The organism is Streptomyces sp. CA-142005 (assembly GCF_050942335.1).
Lineage (GTDB): Bacteria > Actinomycetota > Actinomycetes > Streptomycetales > Streptomycetaceae > Streptomyces.
The window spans coordinates 3,138,619-3,159,227 of sequence record NZ_CP192078.1; the positions used below are offsets into that span (position 1 = coordinate 3,138,619).

General features: G+C 73.2%; 19 protein-coding genes and 1 riboswitch. Of the genes, 10 read left to right on the forward strand and 9 right to left on the reverse strand.

From position 1 onward, the window contains the following. Positions 1-166 precede the first annotated feature (166 nt). Genes ACQPXS_RS14930 through ACQPXS_RS14940 form a run of 3 tightly spaced genes read left to right on the forward strand, consistent with a single transcriptional unit; the run spans position 167 to position 4,952 of the window. The gene (locus tag ACQPXS_RS14930) at positions 167-1,207 is read left to right on the forward strand and encodes an AAA family ATPase (protein ID WP_351800383.1); all 1,041 of its coding nucleotides are present in this window, start codon (positions 167-169) and stop codon (positions 1,205-1,207) included. Further along, complete coding sequence (locus tag ACQPXS_RS14935) at positions 1,207-2,568, forward strand: DUF58 domain-containing protein (protein ID WP_433449693.1); 1,362 nt, start codon at positions 1,207-1,209, stop codon at positions 2,566-2,568. The genes ACQPXS_RS14930 and ACQPXS_RS14935 overlap by 1 nt, the downstream gene beginning before the upstream one ends. Then, positions 2,565-4,952 (forward strand): transglutaminase TgpA family protein, encoded by a 2,388-nt coding sequence (locus ACQPXS_RS14940; RefSeq protein ID WP_433449694.1) that lies wholly within the window; start codon positions 2,565-2,567, stop codon positions 4,950-4,952. Before ACQPXS_RS14935 ends, ACQPXS_RS14940 begins: the two co-directional genes overlap by 4 nt. Before the next feature lie 91 nt (positions 4,953-5,043). Here ACQPXS_RS14940 and ACQPXS_RS14945 read toward each other — a convergent pair whose 3' ends face one another. From ACQPXS_RS14945 to ACQPXS_RS14955, 3 genes are all read right to left on the reverse strand, one after another. Continuing rightward, positions 5,044-5,427 (reverse strand): DUF3040 domain-containing protein, encoded by a 384-nt coding sequence (locus tag ACQPXS_RS14945; RefSeq protein WP_433449696.1) that lies wholly within the window; start codon positions 5,425-5,427, stop codon positions 5,044-5,046. A gap of 276 nt (positions 5,428-5,703) precedes the next feature. Beyond that, on the reverse strand, positions 5,704-6,531 hold the full coding sequence (locus ACQPXS_RS14950; RefSeq protein ID WP_351800372.1) for a methyltransferase: 828 nt from the start codon (positions 6,529-6,531) through the stop codon (positions 5,704-5,706). A gap of 120 nt (positions 6,532-6,651) precedes the next feature. Continuing rightward, a complete protein-coding gene (locus tag ACQPXS_RS14955) occupies positions 6,652-7,215 on the reverse strand; it encodes an SAV_6107 family HEPN domain-containing protein (RefSeq protein ID WP_356304762.1) in 564 nt (187 codons plus the stop codon). A gap of 165 nt (positions 7,216-7,380) precedes the next feature. Here ACQPXS_RS14955 and ACQPXS_RS14960 point away from each other — a divergent pair, with 165 nt between their 5' ends. The 4 genes from ACQPXS_RS14960 (at position 7,381) to ACQPXS_RS14975 (ending at position 12,791) form a co-directional block, all read left to right on the forward strand. Next, positions 7,381-8,160, forward strand: coding sequence for an ATP-binding cassette domain-containing protein (locus ACQPXS_RS14960; protein ID WP_433449697.1), 780 nt, complete (start codon positions 7,381-7,383; stop codon positions 8,158-8,160). Beyond that, positions 8,147-10,231 (forward strand): YhgE/Pip family protein, encoded by a 2,085-nt coding sequence (locus ACQPXS_RS14965; protein ID WP_433449699.1) that lies wholly within the window; start codon positions 8,147-8,149, stop codon positions 10,229-10,231. Before ACQPXS_RS14960 ends, ACQPXS_RS14965 begins: the two co-directional genes overlap by 14 nt. Before the next feature lie 47 nt (positions 10,232-10,278). Then, a complete protein-coding gene (locus tag ACQPXS_RS14970) occupies positions 10,279-10,908 on the forward strand; it encodes a TetR/AcrR family transcriptional regulator (RefSeq protein WP_356304768.1) in 630 nt (209 codons plus the stop codon). Positions 10,909-11,279: 371 nt separating this feature from the next. Next, positions 11,280-12,791, forward strand: coding sequence for a phytoene desaturase family protein (locus ACQPXS_RS14975; protein ID WP_433449701.1), 1,512 nt, complete (start codon positions 11,280-11,282; stop codon positions 12,789-12,791). Positions 12,792-12,824: 33 nt separating this feature from the next. Here ACQPXS_RS14975 and ACQPXS_RS14980 read toward each other — a convergent pair whose 3' ends face one another. The 6 genes from ACQPXS_RS14980 to ACQPXS_RS15005 form a co-directional block, all read right to left on the reverse strand. Then, positions 12,825-13,775 carry a hypothetical protein gene (locus tag ACQPXS_RS14980; protein ID WP_433449703.1) on the reverse strand — a complete coding sequence of 317 codons (951 nt, stop codon included), beginning with the start codon at positions 13,773-13,775 and terminating at the stop codon, positions 12,825-12,827. 56 nt (positions 13,776-13,831) lie between these two features. Continuing rightward, positions 13,832-14,755 carry a methylenetetrahydrofolate reductase [NAD(P)H] gene (gene metF / locus ACQPXS_RS14985; RefSeq protein WP_356304774.1) on the reverse strand — a complete coding sequence of 308 codons (924 nt, stop codon included), beginning with the start codon at positions 14,753-14,755 and terminating at the stop codon, positions 13,832-13,834. A 122-nt stretch (positions 14,756-14,877) separates the two neighbouring features. Further along, positions 14,878-15,525 (reverse strand): thiamine phosphate synthase, encoded by a 648-nt coding sequence (thiE, locus tag ACQPXS_RS14990; protein WP_356304775.1) that lies wholly within the window; start codon positions 15,523-15,525, stop codon positions 14,878-14,880. Between the two features lie 94 nt (positions 15,526-15,619). Next, a complete protein-coding gene (locus ACQPXS_RS14995) occupies positions 15,620-15,985 on the reverse strand; it encodes an Rv2175c family DNA-binding protein (RefSeq protein ID WP_055707421.1) in 366 nt (121 codons plus the stop codon). Positions 15,986-16,049: 64 nt separating this feature from the next. Further along, the gene (locus ACQPXS_RS15000) at positions 16,050-17,282 is read right to left on the reverse strand and encodes an NAD(P)/FAD-dependent oxidoreductase (RefSeq protein ID WP_433449705.1); all 1,233 of its coding nucleotides are present in this window, start codon (positions 17,280-17,282) and stop codon (positions 16,050-16,052) included. 32 nt (positions 17,283-17,314) lie between these two features. Next, complete coding sequence (locus ACQPXS_RS15005) at positions 17,315-17,665, reverse strand: hypothetical protein (protein ID WP_351800343.1); 351 nt, start codon at positions 17,663-17,665, stop codon at positions 17,315-17,317. A gap of 53 nt (positions 17,666-17,718) precedes the next feature. Further along, positions 17,719-17,830, forward strand: a riboswitch (TPP riboswitch). Here ACQPXS_RS15005 and thiO point away from each other — a divergent pair. The 3 genes from thiO (at position 17,828) to ACQPXS_RS15020 (ending at position 19,992) form a co-directional block, all read left to right on the forward strand. Continuing rightward, positions 17,828-18,991, forward strand: a complete 1,164-nt coding sequence (gene thiO, locus ACQPXS_RS15010; RefSeq protein ID WP_433449707.1) for a glycine oxidase ThiO — start codon at positions 17,828-17,830, stop codon at positions 18,989-18,991. Its footprint overlaps the riboswitch before it by 3 nt. A 2-nt stretch (positions 18,992-18,993) precedes the next feature. Further along, complete coding sequence (gene thiS / locus ACQPXS_RS15015; protein ID WP_351801109.1) at positions 18,994-19,194, forward strand: sulfur carrier protein ThiS; 201 nt, start codon at positions 18,994-18,996, stop codon at positions 19,192-19,194. A gap of 3 nt (positions 19,195-19,197) precedes the next feature. After that, positions 19,198-19,992, forward strand: coding sequence for a thiazole synthase (locus ACQPXS_RS15020; RefSeq protein ID WP_356304781.1), 795 nt, complete (start codon positions 19,198-19,200; stop codon positions 19,990-19,992). Positions 19,993-20,609: the final 617 nt, after the last annotated feature.

Consider the following 20,609-nt stretch of genomic DNA (forward strand, 5'->3'; position numbering starts at 1 on the left):
CATAGTGCGGGCAGTTGTCCACAGGCGAGTGACACGAATCGGTAACGGCGGCAAGAATGCGGGGTGTGGCGTCGCGCGGAACCTTTCCCGCGTGGTGTCCGTGTTTCGGGGTGGGCCGGTTTCGCACGCAGCGTCGGCCCGTATAGAACGGGCCGAGGAGGGCCGGGTGACGACCTATGACGATCGAGCGAGCCTCACTGATCTGACCGCCACGGTGGAGCGGGTGCGCGGTTCGGTGGAGGGCGTGATCGAGGGCAAGCCCGAGGTCGTACGGCTCGCGCTGACCGTGCTGCTCGCCGAGGGCCACCTGCTGATCGAGGATGTCCCCGGAGTGGGCAAGACGATGCTGGCCAAGGCGCTGGCACGGTCCATCGACTGCTCCGTGCGGCGCATCCAGTTCACGCCCGACCTGCTGCCCTCGGACATCACGGGTGTGTCCATCTGGGACCAGCAGCGCCGGGACTTCGAGTTCAAGCCGGGCGCCATCTTCGCCCAGATCGTGATCGGCGACGAGATCAACCGCGCCTCGCCCAAGACCCAGTCGGCGCTGCTGGAGTCGATGGAGGAGCGGCAGGTCACCATCGACGGGCAGACCTACGAACTGCCCAGCCCCTTCATGGTGGTGGCCACGCAGAACCCGGTCGAGATGGAGGGCACCTACCCGCTGCCCGAGGCCCAGCGCGACCGTTTCATGGCCCGGGTCTCCGTCGGCTACCCGAGCGTGGAGGCCGAGTTGCAGATGCTCGACATCCACGGCGGGGTGAGCCCGCTGGCGGACCTGCAGCCGGTGGCGCACGCGCACGAGATCGTGAAGCTGATCGAGGCCGTGCGCACCGTGCACGTCGCCGAGCCGGTCCGGCGGTACGCGGTGGAGCTGGTCGCCGCCACCCGCACGCACCCCGACCTCAGACTCGGCGCCTCCCCGCGCGCGACGCTGCATCTCCTGCGCGCCGCGAAGGCGTCCGCGGCCCTCGCCGGCCGGGAGTACGCGCTGCCGGACGACGTCCAGGCACTCGCCGTCGCCGTCCTCGCGCACCGTCTGCTGCCCACGGCCCAGGCCCAGCTGAACCGCCGTACGGCCGAGCAGGTCGTGCAGGAGATCCTCCAGCACACCCCGGTGCCAGCGGCACCGGGCCCGCAGAGCGGCTTCCACGGCCTCGGACACGGCGTTCCGGCGTATCCCCAGCAGCCCCCGCGGAGTCTGTGATGAGCGCCGGGGGGACGGGGCAGGCGGAGGCCGACCGCGGCGAGAGCGGCAGCGTCCGTACGGCCCTGGCGGGCCTGACGACCCGCGGCCGTTCCTTCCTGGCGGCCGGCATCGCGGCCGCGATCTGTGCGTACGTCCTGGGGCAGAGCGACCTGCTCCGGGTCGGCCTGCTGCTGGCCGCACTGCCACTGACCTGCGCGACCGTGGTGTACCGCACGCGCTACCGGGTGGCCGGCACCCGCCGGCTCTCCCCCGCGCGCGCGCCGGCCGGCAGCGAGGCCCGGGTGCACCTGCGGATGGACAACGTCTCCCGGCTGCCCACCGGCCTGCTGATGCTCCAGGACCGGGTGCCCTACGTCCTCGGGCCGCGCCCGAGGTTCGTGCTGGACCGGGTGGAGCCGGGCGGCCGCCGCGAGGTGTCCTACCGGGTCCGCTCCGATCTGCGTGGCCGCTATCCCCTGGGTCCGCTGCAGCTGCGCCTCACGGACCCGTTCGGGATGTGCGAACTCACCCGTTCCTTCTCGACGTTCGACACCCTGACGGTCATCCCGCGCGTGGAACCGCTCGCCCCGGTCCGCTTCAGCGGCGAGGCCAGGGGGTACGGCGACGGGCGGCAGCGCTCGCTGGCCCTGGCCGGCGAGGACGACGCGATCCCGCGCGGCTATCGCTACGGCGACGATCTGCGCCGGGTGCACTGGCGGTCCACCGCGCGCTACGGCGAGTTGATGGTGCGCCGCGAGGAGCAGCCCCGCCGCTCGCGGTGCACCGTCCTGCTGGACACCCGGGGCGGTGCCTACGAGGGCGCGGGCCCCGACTCGGCTTTCGAGTGGGCCGTCTCCGGTGCCGCCTCGGTGCTGGTGCACATGCTCGAACGCGGCTTCTCGGTACGCCTGTTGACCGACAGCGGCAGTGCGGTGCCGGGAGAGGGCGGCGACGGGTTCGCGGGCACCGGGCAGGAGACCGCGGAGGCGGCCGGGCTGATGATGGACACCCTCGCGGTGATCGACCACTCCGACGGCACGGGTCTGTCCCGGGCGTACGACGTGCTGCGCGGCGGCAACGAGGGGCTGCTGATCGCCTTCCTGGGCGACCTGGACGAGGAGCAGGCCGCGACGGTCGCCAAGATGAGCCGGCGCAGCGGCGGTGCGGTCGCCTTCGTGCTGGACCCGGACACCTGGGCGCGGGAGGCGGCCGATGTGCCGCGGCCCGGCGACCGGCACGCCGAGAGGCTGCGGATGCTGCGCGAGGCGGGCTGGACGGCGCTGAGCGTGCCGCGGGGCGCCGGACTGAACGCGCTGTGGCAGCAGGCGGACCGGGAGCGCTCGGGCCTGGCCGCGGTGGGCGGGGAGGCGACGCGATGAGCGGGCGGGCCCGACTGGCACTGTGCGCGGCCGCGGCCACGCTGATGGCCTCCTGCGCGCTGCTGCCCCTGGTGGCCGAGCCGACCTGGCTGCTGCAGCTGGTCCCGCTGGTGGCCGTGCAGACCGGGGTGGGCGCGGCGGCCCGCCGGGTGCCGCTGGGCCGGCCGCTGACCGTGGCGGCACAGGCGCTGGTCACCCTGATGCTGCTGACCCTGGTCTTCGTCCGGGAGTACGCCGTCGTCGGGCTGATCCCCGGCCCGGACGCCTTCCGGCACTTCGCCGACCTGCTCCAGCAGGGCTCGAACGACGTCAGCGAGTACGCCATACCGGCGCCGCTGACGGACGGCATCAAGCTGATGCTGATCGGCGGCGTGCTGGTGATCGGCCTGCTGGTGGACACGCTCGCGGTGACCTTCCGCAGTGCGGCCCCGGCCGGGCTGCCGCTGCTCGCGCTGTACTCGGTGGCCGCCGGGCTGTCCGACGGCGGGGCCGACTGGCTGTGGTTCCTGGTGGCTGCGGCCGGCTATCTGATGCTGCTGCTCGCCGAGGGCAGGGACCGGCTGGCGCAGTGGGGCCGGGTCTTCGGCGGCGCCGCCCGTTCCCCGGGCTCCCCGGAGAACGGCGCGGTGGCCCCGGTGCGCACCGGACGCCGGATCGGCGCGGTCGCGCTCGGCGCCGCCCTGGTGGTGCCGCTCGCCCTGCCCGCGATGCAGGGAGGCCTGCTGGACGCCGCCGGCACGGGCGTGGGAGCGGGCAACGGCAACGGGGGCACGATCTCCGCGGTCAACCCGCTGGTGTCGCTGCGCGACAGCCTGAACACGAACAACGACCGCCAGGTGCTGTCCCTGAAGACCAGCACGAACGACATCTCGGACCTGTATCTGCGGATAGTGTCCCTGGACGACTTCGACGGCACCACATGGAAGCCCGCCCAGCGGCACATCGTCGGCGTACCGGCCCGGTTCCCCACGCCCGTCGGCCTCGACGGAGACGTCAAGCGCGGCACGGTGACCACCACCGTCTCGGCGTCGGACTGGTACGCCCAGGACTGGCTGCCGATGCCGTACCCGCCGAGCGGTGTGAAGATCGGCGGCCGCTGGCGCTACGAGCCGGTCGGCATGACCCTGGTCGGCGACCGCGGTCAGACCACGCGTGGCGAGACCTACCAGGTCACCAGCCTGGACGTGCAGCCGACCGCCGAGCAGCTGTCCACCGCGCCGGAGCCGCCGGCGGCCCTGCAGCGCGAGTACACCAAGGTGCCGTCCGCGCTGCCGAAGGTGGTGGCGAGGACCGCGAAGGAGATCACGGCGGGCGCCCGCAGCCACTACGAGGAGGCCGTCAGGCTCCAGGACTACTTCGCCGTGACGGGCGGCTTCCAGTACGACACCCAGGTCGAGGTCGGCCGCGGCCCCGACGCCATCGCGAACTTCCTGAAGAAGAAGGAGGGCTTCTGCGTCCACTTCTCCTTCGCCATGGCGGCGATGGCCCGCACCCTCGGCATCCCGGCCCGGGTCGCGGTGGGCTTCGCGCCCGGCACCCCGCAGCCCAACGGCACGGTCGCGGTGAACCAGAAGGACGCGCACGCCTGGCCGGAGCTGTACTTCGAGGGTGTGGGCTGGACCCGGTTCGAGCCGACCCCGACCCGTGGCACCGTGCCGTCGTACACCCAGTCGGACACGCCCAGCACCTCGCTGCCGGACCAGACCCTGCCCTCGCACCAGTCGTCCTCGGCGCCCTCGGCGGCGGCCTCGCCGAGCCGGAGCTGCACGCCCGAGCTGATCAAGTTGCAGGGCTGCGACACCGCGTCCGCCGCGGCGGCCCCGCACAGCGGCGGCGGGGGCAGGGGCCCGTGGTGGTATCCGCTGATCGGCCTGGCCGCGCTGGTGATACTGGCGATTCCGCTGTCGCCGCTGCTGTGGCGGATGCGGGTGCGCTCGGTGCGGCTCGGCGGGCACGTCCGGACCGAGCAGGGCGCGGCGGCGCACACCCTCGCGGCCTGGCAGGAGTTGGCGGACAGCGCCTGGGACCACGGTATCGCGCCGGACGAGTCGCTGACGCCACGCCGGGCGGCCGCCCGGATCGTCGAGCTCGGGCGGCTGGACGCGGTGGCCGGTGCCGCGGTGCACCGGGTGGCGGACGCGGTGGAGCAGGTGCTGTACGCACCCCGGCCGCGCCCGGCGGCGGGTACGGCGGCGGATGTGCGCCGGGTGATCGAGGGGCTGCGCGGCCCGGCGAGCACCGGTAGACGGCTGCGGGCGCTGTTCCTGCCCCGCTCGTCGGTGCGGGTGCTGTGGGCGGTGTCGGCCCGCTGGGCGGCGCTCAGGGCGTGGGTGTCGGGGGCCCGGCCCGGCGGTGTGCGCCGGCCGTCGCAGCAGCGGGGCTGAGAGCATGCGTGAGGGGCGACCACCAGCGGTGGTCGCCCCTCACCCGTTGTCTGTCGCCTCCGGGGAAAACTCCGAAGAAACCGCCGGTCGGCTAATGGCCGTGTTCGTCCCGGCGGCGCTGCCAGCGCTCCTCGATCCGCTCCATCATGGAGCGCTTGGGCCGCGCCTGGCGGCGGACGGCTCCCGCGGGCTGTTCGCCCGGCTTCGGGGCCTTGCGCCAGCCGGTGACGGCGAGCACGGCACAGCCCAGCATGACGAGGAAACCCACCACGCTGACCCAGATCAGCTGCGCGACCATTCCGGCCATGAGGAGCGCGATACCCATGAGGAAGCCTGCGACCGCCTGGTAGACCCGCCGCCGGGTGTACGTACGCAGCCCGCTTCCCTCAAGCGCCGACGCGAACTTGGGATCTTCGGCGTACAGCGCTCGCTCCATTTGCTCGAGCATGCGCTGCTCGTGCTCCGAGAGCGGCACGGAGTCCTCCTCATCGTGCAGTCGCCGGGGCGACCCGGGGGGTCCCTTCAGGATAGGCAGGGAATCGCCCCCGTGAAACCCGCCCCTCTACGCCAATTGGCCAACCGGAATCCGTCATGACCTACCGGCTCGCTGAGGCTTCCATTCCCCGGCGGCCGACCCGTCATGCCGGGCGGTGTACCTCGATCATACGGCGCAAACCCCACGATCGGGGGTCTTGTGGCGTACTCCATCCGCTGCCAAGGCCCTGATCAGCGGCGGGTCACGGCAGTCCGCTCAGGCCTCGGCGGCACCCGGCGTCTCACCGAGCACGTGCAGCTGGGTCGCGACGGAGTGGAACGCGGGCAGCTCGGCCGCGGCGGCCTCCAGCTTGAGGAGCGCGTCCAGGGCGCCGGGCTCGGTGTCCACGAGGACGCCGGGGACCAGGTCGGCGAAGACCCGCACGCCGTGCACGGCGCCGACCGTGAGGCCCGCGCCCTCGACGAGCGCGGTGAGCTGCTCGGCGGTGAACCGGCGCGGCATCGGGTCGCCGGTGCCCCAGCGGCCCTCGGGGTCCTGCAGCGCCTGCCGGGCCTCCGTGAAGTGGCCGGCGAGGGCGCGGGCGAGCACGGCGCCGCCGAGACCGGCGGCGAGCAGGCTGAGGACGCCCTCGGAGCGCAGCGCGGCGACGGCGTTGCGGATGCCCTCGGCCGGGTCGTCGACGTACTCCAGGACGCCATGGCACAGCACGGCGTCGTAGCCACCGCGCTCGACCACGTCGAACAGGCCGTGCGCGTCGCCCTGGACGCCACGGACCCGCTCGGCGACACCGGCCTCGGCGGCCCGGCGCTCCAGCGCGAACAGCGCGTTGGGGCTGGGGTCGACGACGGTGACGCGATGGCCGAGCCCGGCGACGGGCACGGCGAAGTTGCCGCTGCCGCCTCCGGTGTCGAGGACGTCGAGCGACTCGCGTCCCGTGGCCTTGACCCTGCGGTCGAGGGCGTCCTGGAGGACTTCCCAGACCACGGCGGTACGCAGGGAGGCGCGGGATCGAGGGGTGCCGGAGCGCAGCGACGCCGTGTGAGGGTGCTGGTGGGAGACGGGCGGGCGCATCGGGTCCGACACGGCAGTTGACTCCTCGGCAGGGCTGGATCGCTACAGGCCCCACCCTATTGCCTGCGCCGCCCTGCCGGTCACCGCGGGCGGATCCGGCCGGGCGCGTCTCGAACGCCGGACTTCCGGTGGTCAGCCCGCGTCCGGAAGGTCACCGCGCGCGCTCGGGCCGTCCGGTTCCCCCGGGTCCTGGCGGGGTTGGGGCAGGACCGGCTGGAGGACGAGCATCCGCTCGACGATGCGCAGGAACATCGCCACGTCCCGTATCAGGTCGTCGGCGTCGCGACGGCTCGCGGCGCCTTGGATGCCGGCCTCGGCACGGGCCCGGCGGGCGGCGCCGGCGGCGAACAGCGCGCTCCACTCGGTCAGTTCGGGGGCGATCTCGGGCAGCACTTCCCAGGCGCTGCGGATCCGGGCGCGGCGGCGTGGGGAGGTCTCGGGGCGGCCGCGGGCGGCGAGCACGGCGGCGGCGGTGCGCAGGGCGGCGAGATGGGCCGTCGCATAGCGCTCGTTCGGCGTTTCCAGGACGGTCGCCTCGTCCAGTCCGGCCCGGGCCTGGGCGAGCAGGTCGAGGACGGCGGGCGGGGCCGTGGCCCGGCGGAGCACGGGGTGCACATCGCTCGCCGGGCCGGTCAGTGAGGGGGCAGGGCCGGTGGCGCGGCGCCGGCGGGCGGCGGCTGCGGACGGGTTGGCCATGACGAACCTCCTGTCGTCTGAGTGACGGCACGGGTGCCGTATGTGCCCATCGTGAGGTATGGCACTGACAATCCGTTCTGACCTGGGGCTTTGCTTCGATCGTAGGTTCGGGCGTACTTTTGCACTGACCAGTCAGTTCAAAACACGAGAATCACAGGGGGGCTTGTGGACGGCGTGGACGTCAGGGCCGAGGGCCTCGGGCTCAGGGGACCGCGGGGGTGGGCCTTCCGCGGCATCACCCTCGACGCGGAGCCCGGCTCACTCATCGCGATCGAGGGACCGTCCGGCTCCGGGCGCACCTGTCTGCTGCTCGCGCTCACCGGCCGGATGAAGCCCACCGAGGGCACGGCCCGCGTCGGCGGGTTCCGGCTCCCCCGGCACATGGCCCGGCTGCGCCGCGTCAGCGCGGTGGCCAACGTGGCCGGGGTGACCGACCTGGAGCCGGCCCTGACCGTCGGCGAGCACCTGCGCGAACGGGCCCTGCTGCAGAGCCGCTTCGGCGACTCCCTGCGCGAACTGCTGCGCCCGCGCACCCAGCGCGTGCACGAGGCACGGCTGCGCGTCGACGCGGCCCTGGCCGCCGCCGGACTCGACCTGGAAACGCTGCCCAAGGGCTCGCGGACGGCCGTGCGCGACCTGGAGCGGCCCCAGGAACTGCGCCTGTCCATCGCCCTGGCGCTGCTCGGCAGGCCCGGACTGCTCGGCGTCGACGACATCGACACCAAGCTCTCCGACGCCGAGCGTGCCGGACTGTGGGAGGTGCTGCGCTCGCTCACGCGCGCGGGGACGACGGTGGTGGTCGTCTGCCGCACGGCCCCCGGCGACTGCGTCGTCGTACGGACCGGGACGAAGGATGCCGGAGCGCAGGCCGGCACGAGCGACGAGGGCGACGTCGAGGACGCCGCCGAGAGCGACCCGAAGGAGGACGTCGATGCGCTCGCCTAGGCTGGCCGCGCTCGAACTCAGGCGCTTCGGGCGGGGACGGCTGCCGCGTGCCGCCCTGGTCGCGCTCCTCGTGCTGCCACTGCTCTACGGCGCCCTGTACCTGTGGTCCTTCTGGGACCCGTACGGCCGCCTGGACCGCATCCCGGTGGCCCTGGTGAACGACGACAAGGGCGCCACCGCGGGCGGGAAGAAAATCACCGCCGGTGCCGACATCGTGGACGGACTGCGCGACAGCCGGACCTTCGCGTGGCACGAGGTGAGCGACGAGGAGGCCCGCGAGGGCGTCGAGAACGGCACGTACTACCTGTCGTTGACCATGCCGGCCGACCTCAGCCGGCGGATCGCCTCCAGCTCCGGCCACTCCCCGCGGACCGGCGCCCTCCAAGTGCGCACCAACGACGCGAACAACTACATCGTCGGCCAGATCTCCCGCACCGTCTTCAACGAGGTCCGCACGGCCGCCTCCACCAAGGCCTCCCGCACCTTCCTGGACAAGATCTTCGTCTCGTTCTCCGACATCCACGACAAGACCGTCACGGCCGCCGAGGGCGCCGACCGGCTGAACACCGGTATCGGGAAGGCGGAGAAGGGCTCCAAGGACCTCGCCGACGGACTGAAGGACGCCAAGAGCGGCAGCGGCAAGCTGGCCAAGGGACTGGAGAAGCTGCACAAGGGCGCCGGTGACCTGCAGGACGGGTCCCGCCGGGTCGCCGACGGCACCCAGGCCCTCGCCGACAAGGTCGACGGCGTCCGCGACAAGGCCGGCCCGTACCTCAAGGACAACGAGAAGACCATCGCGGACACCGCCCGCCTGGTCGCCGACTCGGCCAAGACCGTCGGGGACAATCTCGACGTCCTGGTGGAACTCGCCCCGGGCGCCGCGAAGGCCGCCCACGCGAACGCGGACGTCCTGGCCGAGGTCTACAGGACGCGCTGCGAGGGCGCGCCCGTCCCCGACCCGGTCTGCCCGGACCTGAAGCGGGCCAAGACGGCCGCCGCCGAGGTGGCCACCGTCGCCGACGACCTCAACACGCTGATCGCGGACCAGGACGGCGACCTGAAGACGATGCGCGACAACCTCGGCGCACTGCAGAAGCAGGCCGCGGCCCTCGAAAAGCGCGCACCGCACCTGTACGAGGACGTCGACGACGCCGTCAAGAAGATCGACAAGCTCAACACCGGCGCTCAGAAGGTCGCCGACGGGGCCGAGAAGCTGCACACCGGGCTCGGTACCGCCAAGGCCGGCGCGACCGCGCTGGACCACGGCATCGGCACAGCCGCGGCGGGCGCCAAGACCCTGAACGGCGGTCTGTACCGGCTGTCCGACGGCTCCGGGAAGCTCGCCGGCGGACTGCACGACGGCGCCGGGAAGATCCCGGACTACGACAAGAAGGACCGCGACCGGCGCACCGGCGTGATGGCCGACCCGGTCCAGCTGGCCTCCCACGACCTGCACAAGGCGCCGAACTACGGCACCGGATTCGCCCCGTACTTCATCCCGCTGTCCCTGTGGGTGGGCGCGATGGTCGCCTACATGCTGATCCCGCCGCTCAACCGGCGTGCCCTGGCGGCCGGTTCGCCGGCCTGGCGGATCGCGCTCGCCGGCTGGCTGCCGGTGGCCGCCGTGGGCGTGCTCCAAGTGGCCGCACTGATGGCCGTACTGCACTGGGCGATCGGTCTGCAGATGCTCCGCGCGGCCGGCACGATCGGTTTCCTGTGCCTGGTCACGGCCTGCTTCGCGGCGCTCGTGCAGTGGCTGAACGCCCGCTTCGGCGCGGCCGGCCGGATCCTGGTGCTCGCGCTGCTGATGCTGCAGCTGACCTCGGCGGGCGGCACCTACCCCGTGCAGACCAGCCCGCGCTTCTTCGCCGCGATCCACCCGTTCCTGCCGATGAGCTACATCGTGGAGGCGCTGCGCCGGCTGATCACCGGCGGCGGGCTCGGCCCGGTCTGGCAGGCGTGCGGTGTGCTCGCCGCCTTCACCGCGGGCGCGCTCGCGCTGACCGCCCTCGCGGCCCGGCGCCGCCAGGTGTGGACGCTCGACCGGCTGCACCCGGAACTGAGCCTGTGAACCGGGCGGAGGCACCGCACGCGCGCGTACCTGTGAGAATCAGGGCCATGGAAAGCAGCAGCGCCAGGTCCGGCGGCAGCACGCGCCGCGAGGCCACCCGGCAGAAGCTCTACGAGGCGGCCGTCACGCTCATCGCCGAGCAGGGCTTCTCCGCGACCACGGTGGACGAGATCGCGGAGCGGGCCGGGGTCGCGAAGGGCACGGTCTACTACAACTTCGCGAGCAAGTCGGTCCTCTTCGAGGAGCTGCTGCGGCACGGGGTGGGCCTGCTCACCGCCTCGCTGAAGGAGGCGGCGGAGCGGACCGCGCGGGCGGGCGGCGGCAAGGTGGACGCGCTGGACGCGATGGTCCGCGCGGGCCTGGTCTTCATCGACCGCTATCCGGCCTTCACCCAGCTGTACGTGGCCGAACTGTGGCGCACCAACCGGGCCTGGCAGTCCACGCTGATGGTGGTCCGGCAGGAGGCCGTGGCGGTGGTCGAGGGTGTGCTGCGCGAGGGCGTGGCGGCCGGCGAGTTCAGCGACGAGATCGACATCCAGCTGACGGCGGCCGCGCTGGTCGGCATGGTCCTGGTGGCCGCGCTGGACTGGAAGTCCTTCCAGCCGGAGCGCTCCCTGGACGACGTCCACGCGGCGCTCTCCCGGCTCCTCCAGGGACGCGTGAGCGGAAAGGGCTGAGCTCGTGAGAAAGGCGCCGGTCCGCTGCCGGACCGGCGCCTGACGTTCCCCCGCACTCCCCCTGCGGTCCCCCGTGGGTGGTCGTCCCCGGGTCCCCCGACTCGCTTCCGCCGACGGATCGGCGGAAGGAGCGGCCGGGTGGCGGGCGCCGTTCCGCCGCCCCGTGTCGGCGGTGCCGGGCCGCGCCCCCTGCCGTGCCTCCACTGTCCCGTTCCCGCACGTCGCGGCCCATCCGCGCGCGTACTCATCTCGCAACCTAGGTACGGATACTCAGGCCTACGCATGCGTGCCCACGCTTCCGGGCAGGCCCGGCGGGCGGCTGCGGCCTCCCGCGGACCGGATTGTCAGTGGCGGTCGATAAAGTCGCAGGCATGGCACGGATTGCGGTGATCGGCGCCGGGATGGGCGCGATGGCGGCCGCCGCCCGGCTGGCCGTCGCGGGCCACCGGGTGGTGGTGTACGAGCGCACGGACACGTACGGCGGTGCGGTGCGCCGCTTCGAGCGGGACGGGTTCGGCTTCGACACCGGCCCGGGCCTGCTGACGCTCCCCGCCGTGTACCGCGACCTGTTCGTCAAGACCGGCAAGGAGCCGCTGGAGGACCGCGTCGAGCTGGTCCAGGTCGATCCGTCCTCGCGGCACCTCTTCGCGGACGGCACGGAGGTGTCGCTGCCGAACGCCTCGCGCGCGGGCGTGGTCGCGGCTCTGGACGAGGCGCTCGGCGGAGGCGCGGGCGAGCGCTGGGGTGAGTTCCTGGTGCGGGCCCGGGAGGCCTGGGACCGCACCCGCAGGCCGCTGCTGGAGGAGCCGTTGTGGCCCAACTGGCAGGTGCTGGCCGACAAGGAGCCGTATCCGGCCGTCCCGCACAAGCGGCTGCTGCGCACGCGGCGCGCGAGCACGCTGTCCGAGATCGGCTCCTGGGAGCTGCGCGACGAGCGCCTGGCGGCCCTGCTGGAGAGTTCCGTGCTCGCCCACGGCCTCGATCCGCGGACCACTCCGGCGAGCGCGGCCGTCCTGCCCTACATGGAGCACGCCTTCGGCACCTGGTATGTGCGCGGCGGGATCCGGGAGTTGGCGCGCGCGGTGTACGAGCGCTGTGTGCAGCGGCGGGTGGAGTTCGTCTTCGGCGCGGAGGTCACCCGAGTCCTGGAGAAGGACGGCCGGGCGGTGGGCGTGGAGTTGAGGGGCGGCGAGGTCGCGGAGGCGGACCACGTCGTGGCGGACGTGGACCCGGCGCGGCTGAAGACGCTGACGGAGCATCCGCTGGACGGGGACGGGGACGTCCGGACCGATCCCTTGGGCCCCCGGCCGGGGCGGTTCACCGTGCTGCTGGCCCTGCGCGGCGGACGCGAGGCCGGTGCCGCGCACCGCACGGTCGTCCACGCGCCGGCCCCGGAGTCCGAGCTGGACTTCCTGGCCTCTCCGGGCGGGGACCACCCCCCGCGTCCCACGGTGACCGTGCTGCGCCCCGGAGACCCGGCGCTCAGACCGGACGACGGACACGAGTCCGTGGTGCTGTCCGCGGTGGTGCCGACCGAGGCCGGCTGGGACCAGGAGGGCACGGCCCGGCGGTACACCGAGCATCTCCTCGCGGCCGCCGAGGCCGCGATTCCCGGGCTGCGGGACCGCGTCCTGTGGCAGGAGGTCCGCACACCCCGGCACACCGACGAGGAGACCGGCGGCTTCCTCGGCGCGGTGCCCGCCCCCGCCCTCGCCGCCGGCCAGGGACGTTTCCTGCATCCGGCGAACACCACACGGCTGCCCGGTCTGTACCGGGTCGGCGGCTGGTCCCACCCCGGCGGCGGACTGCCGCACGCGGGCATGTCGGGCGCGCTGGTGGCGGGGCTGATCGTGGAGGGCCCGGAGTTCCGCGGCTCCCAGTGAGCCGGGGCCGGACCTCGGAAGCGGGGTAAGGCCTCAGAAGCGGTACTGCTCGTCGTACCCGGCACCGGGCTGCTGCTGGGCCTGCCCGTGCCCCTGGTTCTGGTACGGGTACGGCTGCTCCTGCGGGAGTTCGCCGCCGTAGGTCTCGTCGGTGCGCTGCTGCGGCACCCACACCCCGCCCGCCGGGGTCTCGCCGTAGCCGCCGCCGTACGGGGCCTGCGCGTAGCCCTGCTGGTCGTACTGCCCGGAGTAGCCGGTGCCGTACGAGGCGCCGTCGTAGGACTGGCTGCCGATGTACGGGTCGGAGTAGTTGGCGTAGCCCTGCTGGCCGCCGTCGTAGTAGCCGTACCCCTGCTGGCCGTAGCCGGAGTAGTCGTAGGCGTAGTTCTGCTGCTCGGCGCCCTGGGGCTGGGCGGCGGCCGCGTAGGCGGTGTCGCCGTAGACGCCGTAGGAGCCGGTGTCCTCGGGCATGGGCTGCGGCTCGTAGACGGTGGTGGTCTCGGCCGCGGTGGGCTCTGTGGCCGGATGGCCGGCCGGGGCGAAGACGTCGTCGCGGTCGTAGTCGTCGTAGTCGCCGTGCCCCTGGCCGTAGCCGGCCCGGTCGGCGTCCTGGTCGTCCTCCGGGCCCATCAGTTCCTGCTCGGGGTCGTCCAGCGCCGGGTCGTGCCGGTCGGCCCTGCCGCGGCGGCGCTTGCTGCCGCCTCCGGCCTCGGCCTCCGCCTCGGCGTCGGGGCGCTTGACCGCCCAGCCGGCGGCGAAGCCGCGGCGGAACGACAGCGTGACATAGGTCTGGCCGATCGCGAAGGCGATGGCTCCGATGCCGATCACGATCACGGACGGCATCAGCACACCGACCACGACCCCGAGGAAGCCGGCGAACGCGAGCAGCCGCCAGCGAAGGCGCGCCTTGTACTGCAGCAGCACCTCGCCCAGCAACCACAGTGCGACGATGCCGAACGCGATGTAGAGGACCGTCCAGCCCATGTACGCCCCTCTCCCAGTGGCCGCTACGCAGTGTGTCGTATCACGGTGCGGCCGGTCTAGGCCTGCGGGGGGTGGTGCAGGCCCAGGTTCTCGTAGATTTCCAGGGTCGCCGTGGAGTTGTTGAGCGTGATGAAGTGCAGTCCGGGCACTCCCTCGGCGAGCAGCCGAGCGCAGAACTCCGTGGCGAAGTCGATACCGATGGAGCGTACCGCCGCCGGATCGTCCTTGGCTGTGAGGATCCGCTCTTTCAGGGCGTCGGGAAACAGCGCGGTGCTGAGCTTGGGCACTCGTTGCAGCATCTTCACGCTGGTGACGGGCAGCACCTCGGGAATGATCGGGGTCTCGCAGCCCGCGGCCACAACGCGGTCGCGCAGCCGAAGATACGACTCCGGGTGGAAGAACATCTGTGTGATGGCGTAGTCCGCGCCCGCACGGCACTTGTCCACGAAGTGGGCGACGTCGGTGTCCCAGTCCGCGGAGCGGGGGTGCATCTCCGGGAAGGCGGCGACTCCCACACAGAAGTCGCCCGACTCCTTGATGAGCCGGACGAGCTCGGCCGCGTACGTCACCCCCCGGGGGTGCGGCACCCACTCGCCCATCGGGTCGCCGGGCGGGTCGCCCCGCACGGCGAGCATGTTGCGGATCCCGGCGTCCGCGTACTGGCCGATGATGTTCCGCAGTTCGGCGATCGAGTGGTCGACCGCGGTGAGGTGGGCGACAGGCGTGAGCGTCGTGTCCACGACGATCTGCTGCGTCTCGCGGACCGTGGTCGTGCGCGTGGAACCGCCGGCGCCGTAGGTGACGGAGACGAAGTCGGGCGCGACGGCCTCGACCCTCCTGAGCGCGTTCCACAGGTTCCGCTCGCCCTTGGGGGTCTTCGGCGCGTAGAACTCGAACGAGTACGTCGTCTTGCCGGTGGCGAGCATGTCGCGCACGGTGCGTGCGCGATCAGTCCTGGTGGAGGGGGTTCCGAGGGCCATACCGGCAGGTTAGCCAGGGGCGGGCGGTCCCCCAACCGGACGACGGAGATTTACCCTGATTGTCGCTTTCCCGTCCACTCCTTGGACAGAAAGGCGGACAGAAAAGCCGGCAAGCCGGGTGGCTAGCCCTGCCGCAGCCGCTTCGCGAACTCCGCCGCGGCCGCTCCCGGGTCCTCGGCCTCGGTGATCGCGCGCACCACGACCACCCGGCGGGCACCCGCGTCCAGCACCTGGTCGAGGTTGGCGAGGTCGATCCCGCCGATCGCGAACCAGGGGCGGTCGGTGCCCAGGCCCGCCGTGTACCGCACCAGGTCGAGGCCGGGCGCGGGCCGGCCCGGCTTGGTGGGGGTGGGCCAGCAGGGGCCGGTGCAGAAGTAGTCCACGCCCTCCTGCCCGGCGGCCGCGGCGGCCTCGGACTCGGCGTGCGTGGAGCGGCCGATCAGCACCTCGTCGCCGAGGATGGCGCGGGCCGCGGGGACCGGCAGGTCGCCCTGGCCGAGGTGCAGCACGTCGGCGCGGGCGGCGTGGGCGACGTCCGCGCGGTCGTTCACCGCGAGGAGTTTGCCGTGCCGGGCGCAGGCGTCCGCGAAGACCTCCAGGTGCGCCAGCTCCTCGGCGGCCTCCATGCCCTTGTCGCGCAGCTGCACGATGTCGACACCGCCGGCCAGGACCGCGTCCAGGAACTCGGGAAGGTCGCCCTGGCGCGTGCGCGCGTCCGTGCACAGGTACAGGCGGGCGTCGGCGAGCGCGGCGCGTGCGGTGTCGGACATACGTGGGTCCCCCCTGGTCGGTGTCCCTGGCGGCTTCGGCGGGTGGCGTACGGGCCACGACGGCCCGCACGCCACCCCTCATATGCGATTCGGCTCAGACGGCGAGCGCCTGGGCGCGGCGCTTCACCTCCGTGCCGCGATTCTCGCTCAGAGCCTGCGCGGGGGTGCCGGGCAGGGTCGGGTCCGGGGTGAAGAGCCACTCGATCATCTCTTCGACCGTGAAGCCGTCGTCCCGCAGGAGCGTCAGGGTGCCGGACAGGCCCTTGACGACCTTGTCCCCGTCGATGAAGGCGGCGGGAACGTGCAGTGCGCGGTTCTCACCCCGGCGTACGGCGATGAGCTGGCCCTCCTTGACCAGCTGCCGCACACGCGTCACCTCGACGCCGAGCTGTTCGGCGATGTCGGGGAGGGTGAGCCAGGCGGGGACGAGAGCATCGATCTTTGCGTCAATCTCGGTCACAGGACAAGCCTGCCATCCCGCACTGACAGTCGGAAGTCAGGCAGGTCCGGGCGGGAGGTCGTGGCTAGTCGGCGGTGGCGTCCTTGAGGGGCTTTCCCGGGTCCGCAAGGGCCTGCGCGTCCATCCGGCGGCCCGCCTCGATCAGCCGACGGCCCTGCGCCAGATCACGCGGTCGGCCCACCGCCAGCAGGGCCACCAGGCGGTCCTCGCGCAGCCAGCAGACCGTCCAGGCCGGGCCCTCCGGTTCGCCGCGCCAGATCAGGTGGTCGGCGGCGGCGTGGTGGCCGGCGTACTGCACGAACCGGCCGAACTGCTCGGACCAGAAGTACGGCACCGGGTCGTAGACCGCCGGGGTCTCGCCGAGGACGTTCGCGGCGACCGTGCGCGGGCCCTGCAGGGCGTTGTCCCAGTGGTGGACGAGCAGCCGTTCGCCGTAGCGGGCGGAGGGGAAGGAGGCGCAGTCGCCGACGGCGTACACGTCCTCGACGGAGGTGCGCAGCCGGTCGTCGGCGAGGACGTCCCCGTGCGGGCCCAGCTCCACGCCGGAGCCGGCCAGCCAGCCGGTGGAGGGGCGGGCGCCGATGCCGACGACGACGGCGTCCGCGGGCAGCCGGGTGCCGTCGGCGAGCACGACCGCGCCGGGCTCGATGTGCTCCACGCGCGCGTGGGTGCGCAGTTCCACACCCGCGTCGGCGTACCAGGCGGCCATGGGTGCCGTGACCTCGGCCGGCAGGGCGCCGGCGAGTGGACGGTCGGCGGCCTCCACGACGGTCACCGCACAGCCGGTCTCGCGGGCGGCCGTGGCGAACTCGGCGCCGATCCAGCCGGCCCCGACGACCACGATCTCGTGCTGCCGGGCGAGCACCGGCTTCAGCCGTTCGGCGTCGTCCAGGGTGCGCAGCAGATGCACGCCGGGCACCCCCTCGGTGCCGGGCAGGGTGATCGGCTCGGCGCCGGTGGCGAGGACCAGGACGTCGTACGGCACCCGGCCCGCCTCGGTCTCCAGCTCGTGCTCGGCGGGGCGCAGGCCCAGCACCTCGCAGCCGAGCCTCAGCTCGACGCCGAGGGACTCGAAGTCCACGTCGAAGGCGGAGTCCTCGGCCTTGCCGAGCAGCACGGCCTTCGACAGGGGCGGCCGGTCGTACGGCTGGTGCGGTTCCGCGCCGATCACGGTGACGGGACCTTTGAAGCCCTGCTCCCGCAGCGCGACCGCGGTCTGCACCCCGGCCATGCCCGCGCCCACGACGACCACGCGCCGCCCCGCCGACGTGCCCCCTTGCGCTGTCTGCTCGCTCACCCGATCACCATAGACACGTGACAACGCGTCAGTCAGCGGGCGTGCCCGGTGACCTCTTCCACAACGCTCGTACCGGCGCCCGCCTGGGACTCCCACTCCCAGGTCTCCTCCAGCCGCACCCGCCCGTCCGGCAGCTCCACGACCGTGGAGACGCAGTGCCCCGATGAGGTCGTCCCGTCGGTCTTCAGCTGGACGTAGCGGAAGTCCAGCCGGTCGCCCTCCCGGGTGCCGACCAGATGACCGCGTACGACATCGCCGCCCGCGTACTCGGCCCAGATCTCGCCGTCCTTCTCGTGGTACGCGAACCGGGTGCGGGTACCCACCTGACCTGGGGCTTGGTCCGCCACGGGGGCGAGGATCAGTCCGTCGAGCGACCGGGCCATGAGCAGGGGCTCCCTTACGAGTGACGAGCGGGGCGGGCTAGGGTGGCCACCGTACAAGCACTCGCGGGAGCCCGGACGCACCGGGCTGAGAGGGAGGCTGGCGGCCTCCGACCGTACGAACCTGATCCGGGTCATGCCGGCGAAGGGAGGGGCTGGACGCCCATGTCGTCACGTACGTCCGACGTCCTCGTCATCGGGGGCGGAATCATCGGCCTGGTCACGGCCTGGCGCGCGGCGCAGCGCGGGCTCGCGACCGCCGTGGTGGACCCCGAGCCCGGCGGCGGGGCCGCGCGGGTCGCGGCCGGGATGCTGGCCGCGGTCACCGAACTGCACTACGGCGAGGAGCGGCTGCTCGCCCTGAACCTGGAATCGGCCCGCCGCTACCCGGACTTCGCGGCCGAGCTGACCGAGCTGACCGGCCAAGACCTCGGCTACCGCCGCTGCGGCACCCTCGCGGTCGCGCTCGACGCCGACGACCGCGCCCATCTGCGCGACCTGCACGCCCTGCAGCAGCGCTCCGGCCTGGACTCGGAGTGGCTGTCCGGACGGGAGTGCCGGCGCCTGGAGCCGATGCTGGCGCCCGGGGTGCGCGGCGGGCTGCGGGTCGACGGCGACCACCAGATCGACCCGCGGCGGCTCGCGGCGGCCCTGGTGACCGCGTGTGAGCGGGCCGGCGTGGAGTTCCACCGCGCGTGGGCCGAGCGGCTGGACGTCGTACGGGACCGGGCCGCCGGGGTGACCACCGCGGACGGCACCGAGCTGCGTGCCGGGCGGGTGGTGCTCGCGGCAGGAAGCATGAGCGGGCGGCTCGCGGGCGTGCCGGAGGCGCTGCTGCCGCCGGTGCGGCCGGTGAAGGGGCAGGTGCTGCGGCTGACGGTGCCGCGCCGGTACGCGCCCTTCCTCAGCCGCACCGTGCGGGCCGTGGTCCGCGGCAGCCAGGTCTACCTGGTGCCCCGCGAGAACGGCGAACTGGTCGTCGGCGCGACCAGCGAGGAGCTGGGCTGGGACACGACCGTCACCGCGGGCGGCGTGTACGAACTGCTGCGCGACGCCCATGAGCTGGTGCCGGGCATCACCGAACTGCCACTCGCCGAGACCCGGGCCGGGCTGCGCCCGGGCTCGCCCGACAACGCGCCGCTGCTCGGCCCGTCCGGGCTCGACGGCCTGCTGCTGGCCACCGGGCACTACCGCAACGGGGTGCTGCTCACGCCGGTCACCGGGGATGTGATGGCCGAGGTGCTGGCGAGCGGCCGGCTGCCGGAAGAAGCCCGTCCCTTCACGCCGCAGCGCTTCGGCGCCGCCGTCCTCATGGAGCAGCCCGCATGAGCATCTCGATCTCTGTCAACGGAGAGCGCCGGGAGATCGTTCCGGGCACCGCTCTCGACATCGTCGTACGGTCGTTGACCCCGTCGCCCTCCGGGGTGGCCGCCGCCGTCAACGAGACCGTCGTCCCGCGCGCGCAGTGGGCGGCCACGGCGCTGGCCGAGGGCGACCGGGTCGAAGTCCTCACCGCGGTCCAGGGAGGCTGAGCCATGGCCGACGATCCCTTGGTCCTCGGGGGTACGACCTTCTCGTCGCGGCTGATCATGGGTACGGGTGGTGCGCCCAGCCTGGAGGTGCTGGAGCGGGCGCTGGTCGCCTCCGGTACGGAGCTGACGACGGTCGCGATGCGGCGGGTGGACCCCTCCGTGCACGGTTCGGTGCTGTCGGTGCTGGAGAGGCTGGGCATCCGGGTGCTGCCGAACACGGCGGGCTGTTTCACCGCGGGCGAGGCCGTGCTGACCGCTCGGCTGGCGCGGGAGGCGCTGGGCACGGATCTGATCAAGCTGGAGGTCATCGCCGACGAGCGGACGCTGCTGCCGGATCCGGTGGAGTTGCTGGAGGCGGCGGAGACGCTGGTCGACGACGGGTTCACGGTGCTGCCGTACACCAACGACGATCCCGTGCTGGCGCGGAAGCTGGAGGATGTGGGCTGTGCGGCCGTCATGCCGCTGGGGTCGCCGATCGGGTCCGGGCTCGGGATCCGCAATCCCCATAACTTCCAGCTGATCGTCGAGCACGCGCGCGTGCCGGTGATTCTGGACGCGGGGGCCGGTACGGCGTCCGATGTCGCGCTGGCCATGGAGCTGGGGTGTGCGGGGGTGATGCTCGCCTCCGCCGTGACCCGGGCGCAGGAGCCGGAGCTCATGGCGGCGGCGATGAGGCATGCCGTGGAGGGGGGCCGGCTGGCTCGGCTGGCGGGGCGGATCCCGCGCAGGCACTTCGCCGAGGCGTCGTCTCCTGCGGAGGGTTTGGCCGTGCTGGATCCCGAGCGCCCTGCGTTCTGACCCGGTGCCGCCCTCGCCCATCGCACTCCCACCCACGCACCACCCGTGACCGCCTGCTGGAGGGCTGGACTTTCCCGCGGGGCACATTCACCGCCGGCGGCCGCGGGTCGGGGGGGACGGGCGGGCGGCGCGGGTTGCAGGGGCGGTACCGGCGGCCACGCAGCGCCTGCGCCGTCAGCTGCCGCGAGCCGCGCGAGCGACGGCTGGCACGCGGCGCGGGGCGGGATCGGCGGTAGAGCCCCTGCGCCCCGTCAGCTGCCGCGAGCCGCGCGAGCGACGGCTGGCACGCGGCGCGGGGCGGGATCGGCGGTAGAGCCCCTGCGCCGTCGGCGGCCGCAAGCCGCGCGAACGGTGACCGACACAGGGCACGGGGACGGTATCGGCGACCGCAAGTCGCCCGAGCGACGACCGGCACGCGGCGCGGGGGGCGATACCGGCGGCCGTAGAGCCCCTGCGCCGTCGGCAGCCGCGAGGCGTGGGGGAGGCAGAACAGCCGTCCAGGTCGGAGAGGCGGCACCGGCGGCAACGGGCCGCCTGCGCCGCGACGGCCGGAGCCGTGGCGCGCGAGCGATCGGCACGGGTCGTAGGAGGCAGCCGAACTGCACGGGTGGTTGCCA

Coding starts and splice junctions, on each gene's coding strand:
- ACQPXS_RS14935 (WP_433449693.1), top strand. CDS start 1,207: ATGAGCGCCGGGGGGACGGGGCAGGCGGAGGCCGACCGCGGCGAGAGC.
- ACQPXS_RS14940 (WP_433449694.1), top strand. CDS start 2,565: ATGAGCGGGCGGGCCCGACTGGCACTGTGCGCGGCCGCGGCCACGCTG.
- ACQPXS_RS14955 (WP_356304762.1), bottom strand. CDS start 7,215: ATGGCCAACCCGTCCGCAGCCGCCGCCCGCCGGCGCCGCGCCACCGGC.
- ACQPXS_RS14965 (WP_433449699.1), top strand. CDS start 8,147: ATGCGCTCGCCTAGGCTGGCCGCGCTCGAACTCAGGCGCTTCGGGCGG.
- ACQPXS_RS14970 (WP_356304768.1), top strand. CDS start 10,279: ATGGAAAGCAGCAGCGCCAGGTCCGGCGGCAGCACGCGCCGCGAGGCC.
- ACQPXS_RS14975 (WP_433449701.1), top strand. CDS start 11,280: ATGGCACGGATTGCGGTGATCGGCGCCGGGATGGGCGCGATGGCGGCC.
- ACQPXS_RS14980 (WP_433449703.1), bottom strand. CDS start 13,775: ATGGGCTGGACGGTCCTCTACATCGCGTTCGGCATCGTCGCACTGTGG.
- metF (WP_356304774.1), bottom strand. CDS start 14,755: ATGGCCCTCGGAACCCCCTCCACCAGGACTGATCGCGCACGCACCGTG.
- thiE (WP_356304775.1), bottom strand. CDS start 15,525: ATGTCCGACACCGCACGCGCCGCGCTCGCCGACGCCCGCCTGTACCTG.
- ACQPXS_RS15005 (WP_351800343.1), bottom strand. CDS start 17,665: ATGGCCCGGTCGCTCGACGGACTGATCCTCGCCCCCGTGGCGGACCAA.
- thiO (WP_433449707.1), top strand. CDS start 17,828: ATGTCGTCACGTACGTCCGACGTCCTCGTCATCGGGGGCGGAATCATC.
- ACQPXS_RS15020 (WP_356304781.1), top strand. CDS start 19,198: ATGGCCGACGATCCCTTGGTCCTCGGGGGTACGACCTTCTCGTCGCGG.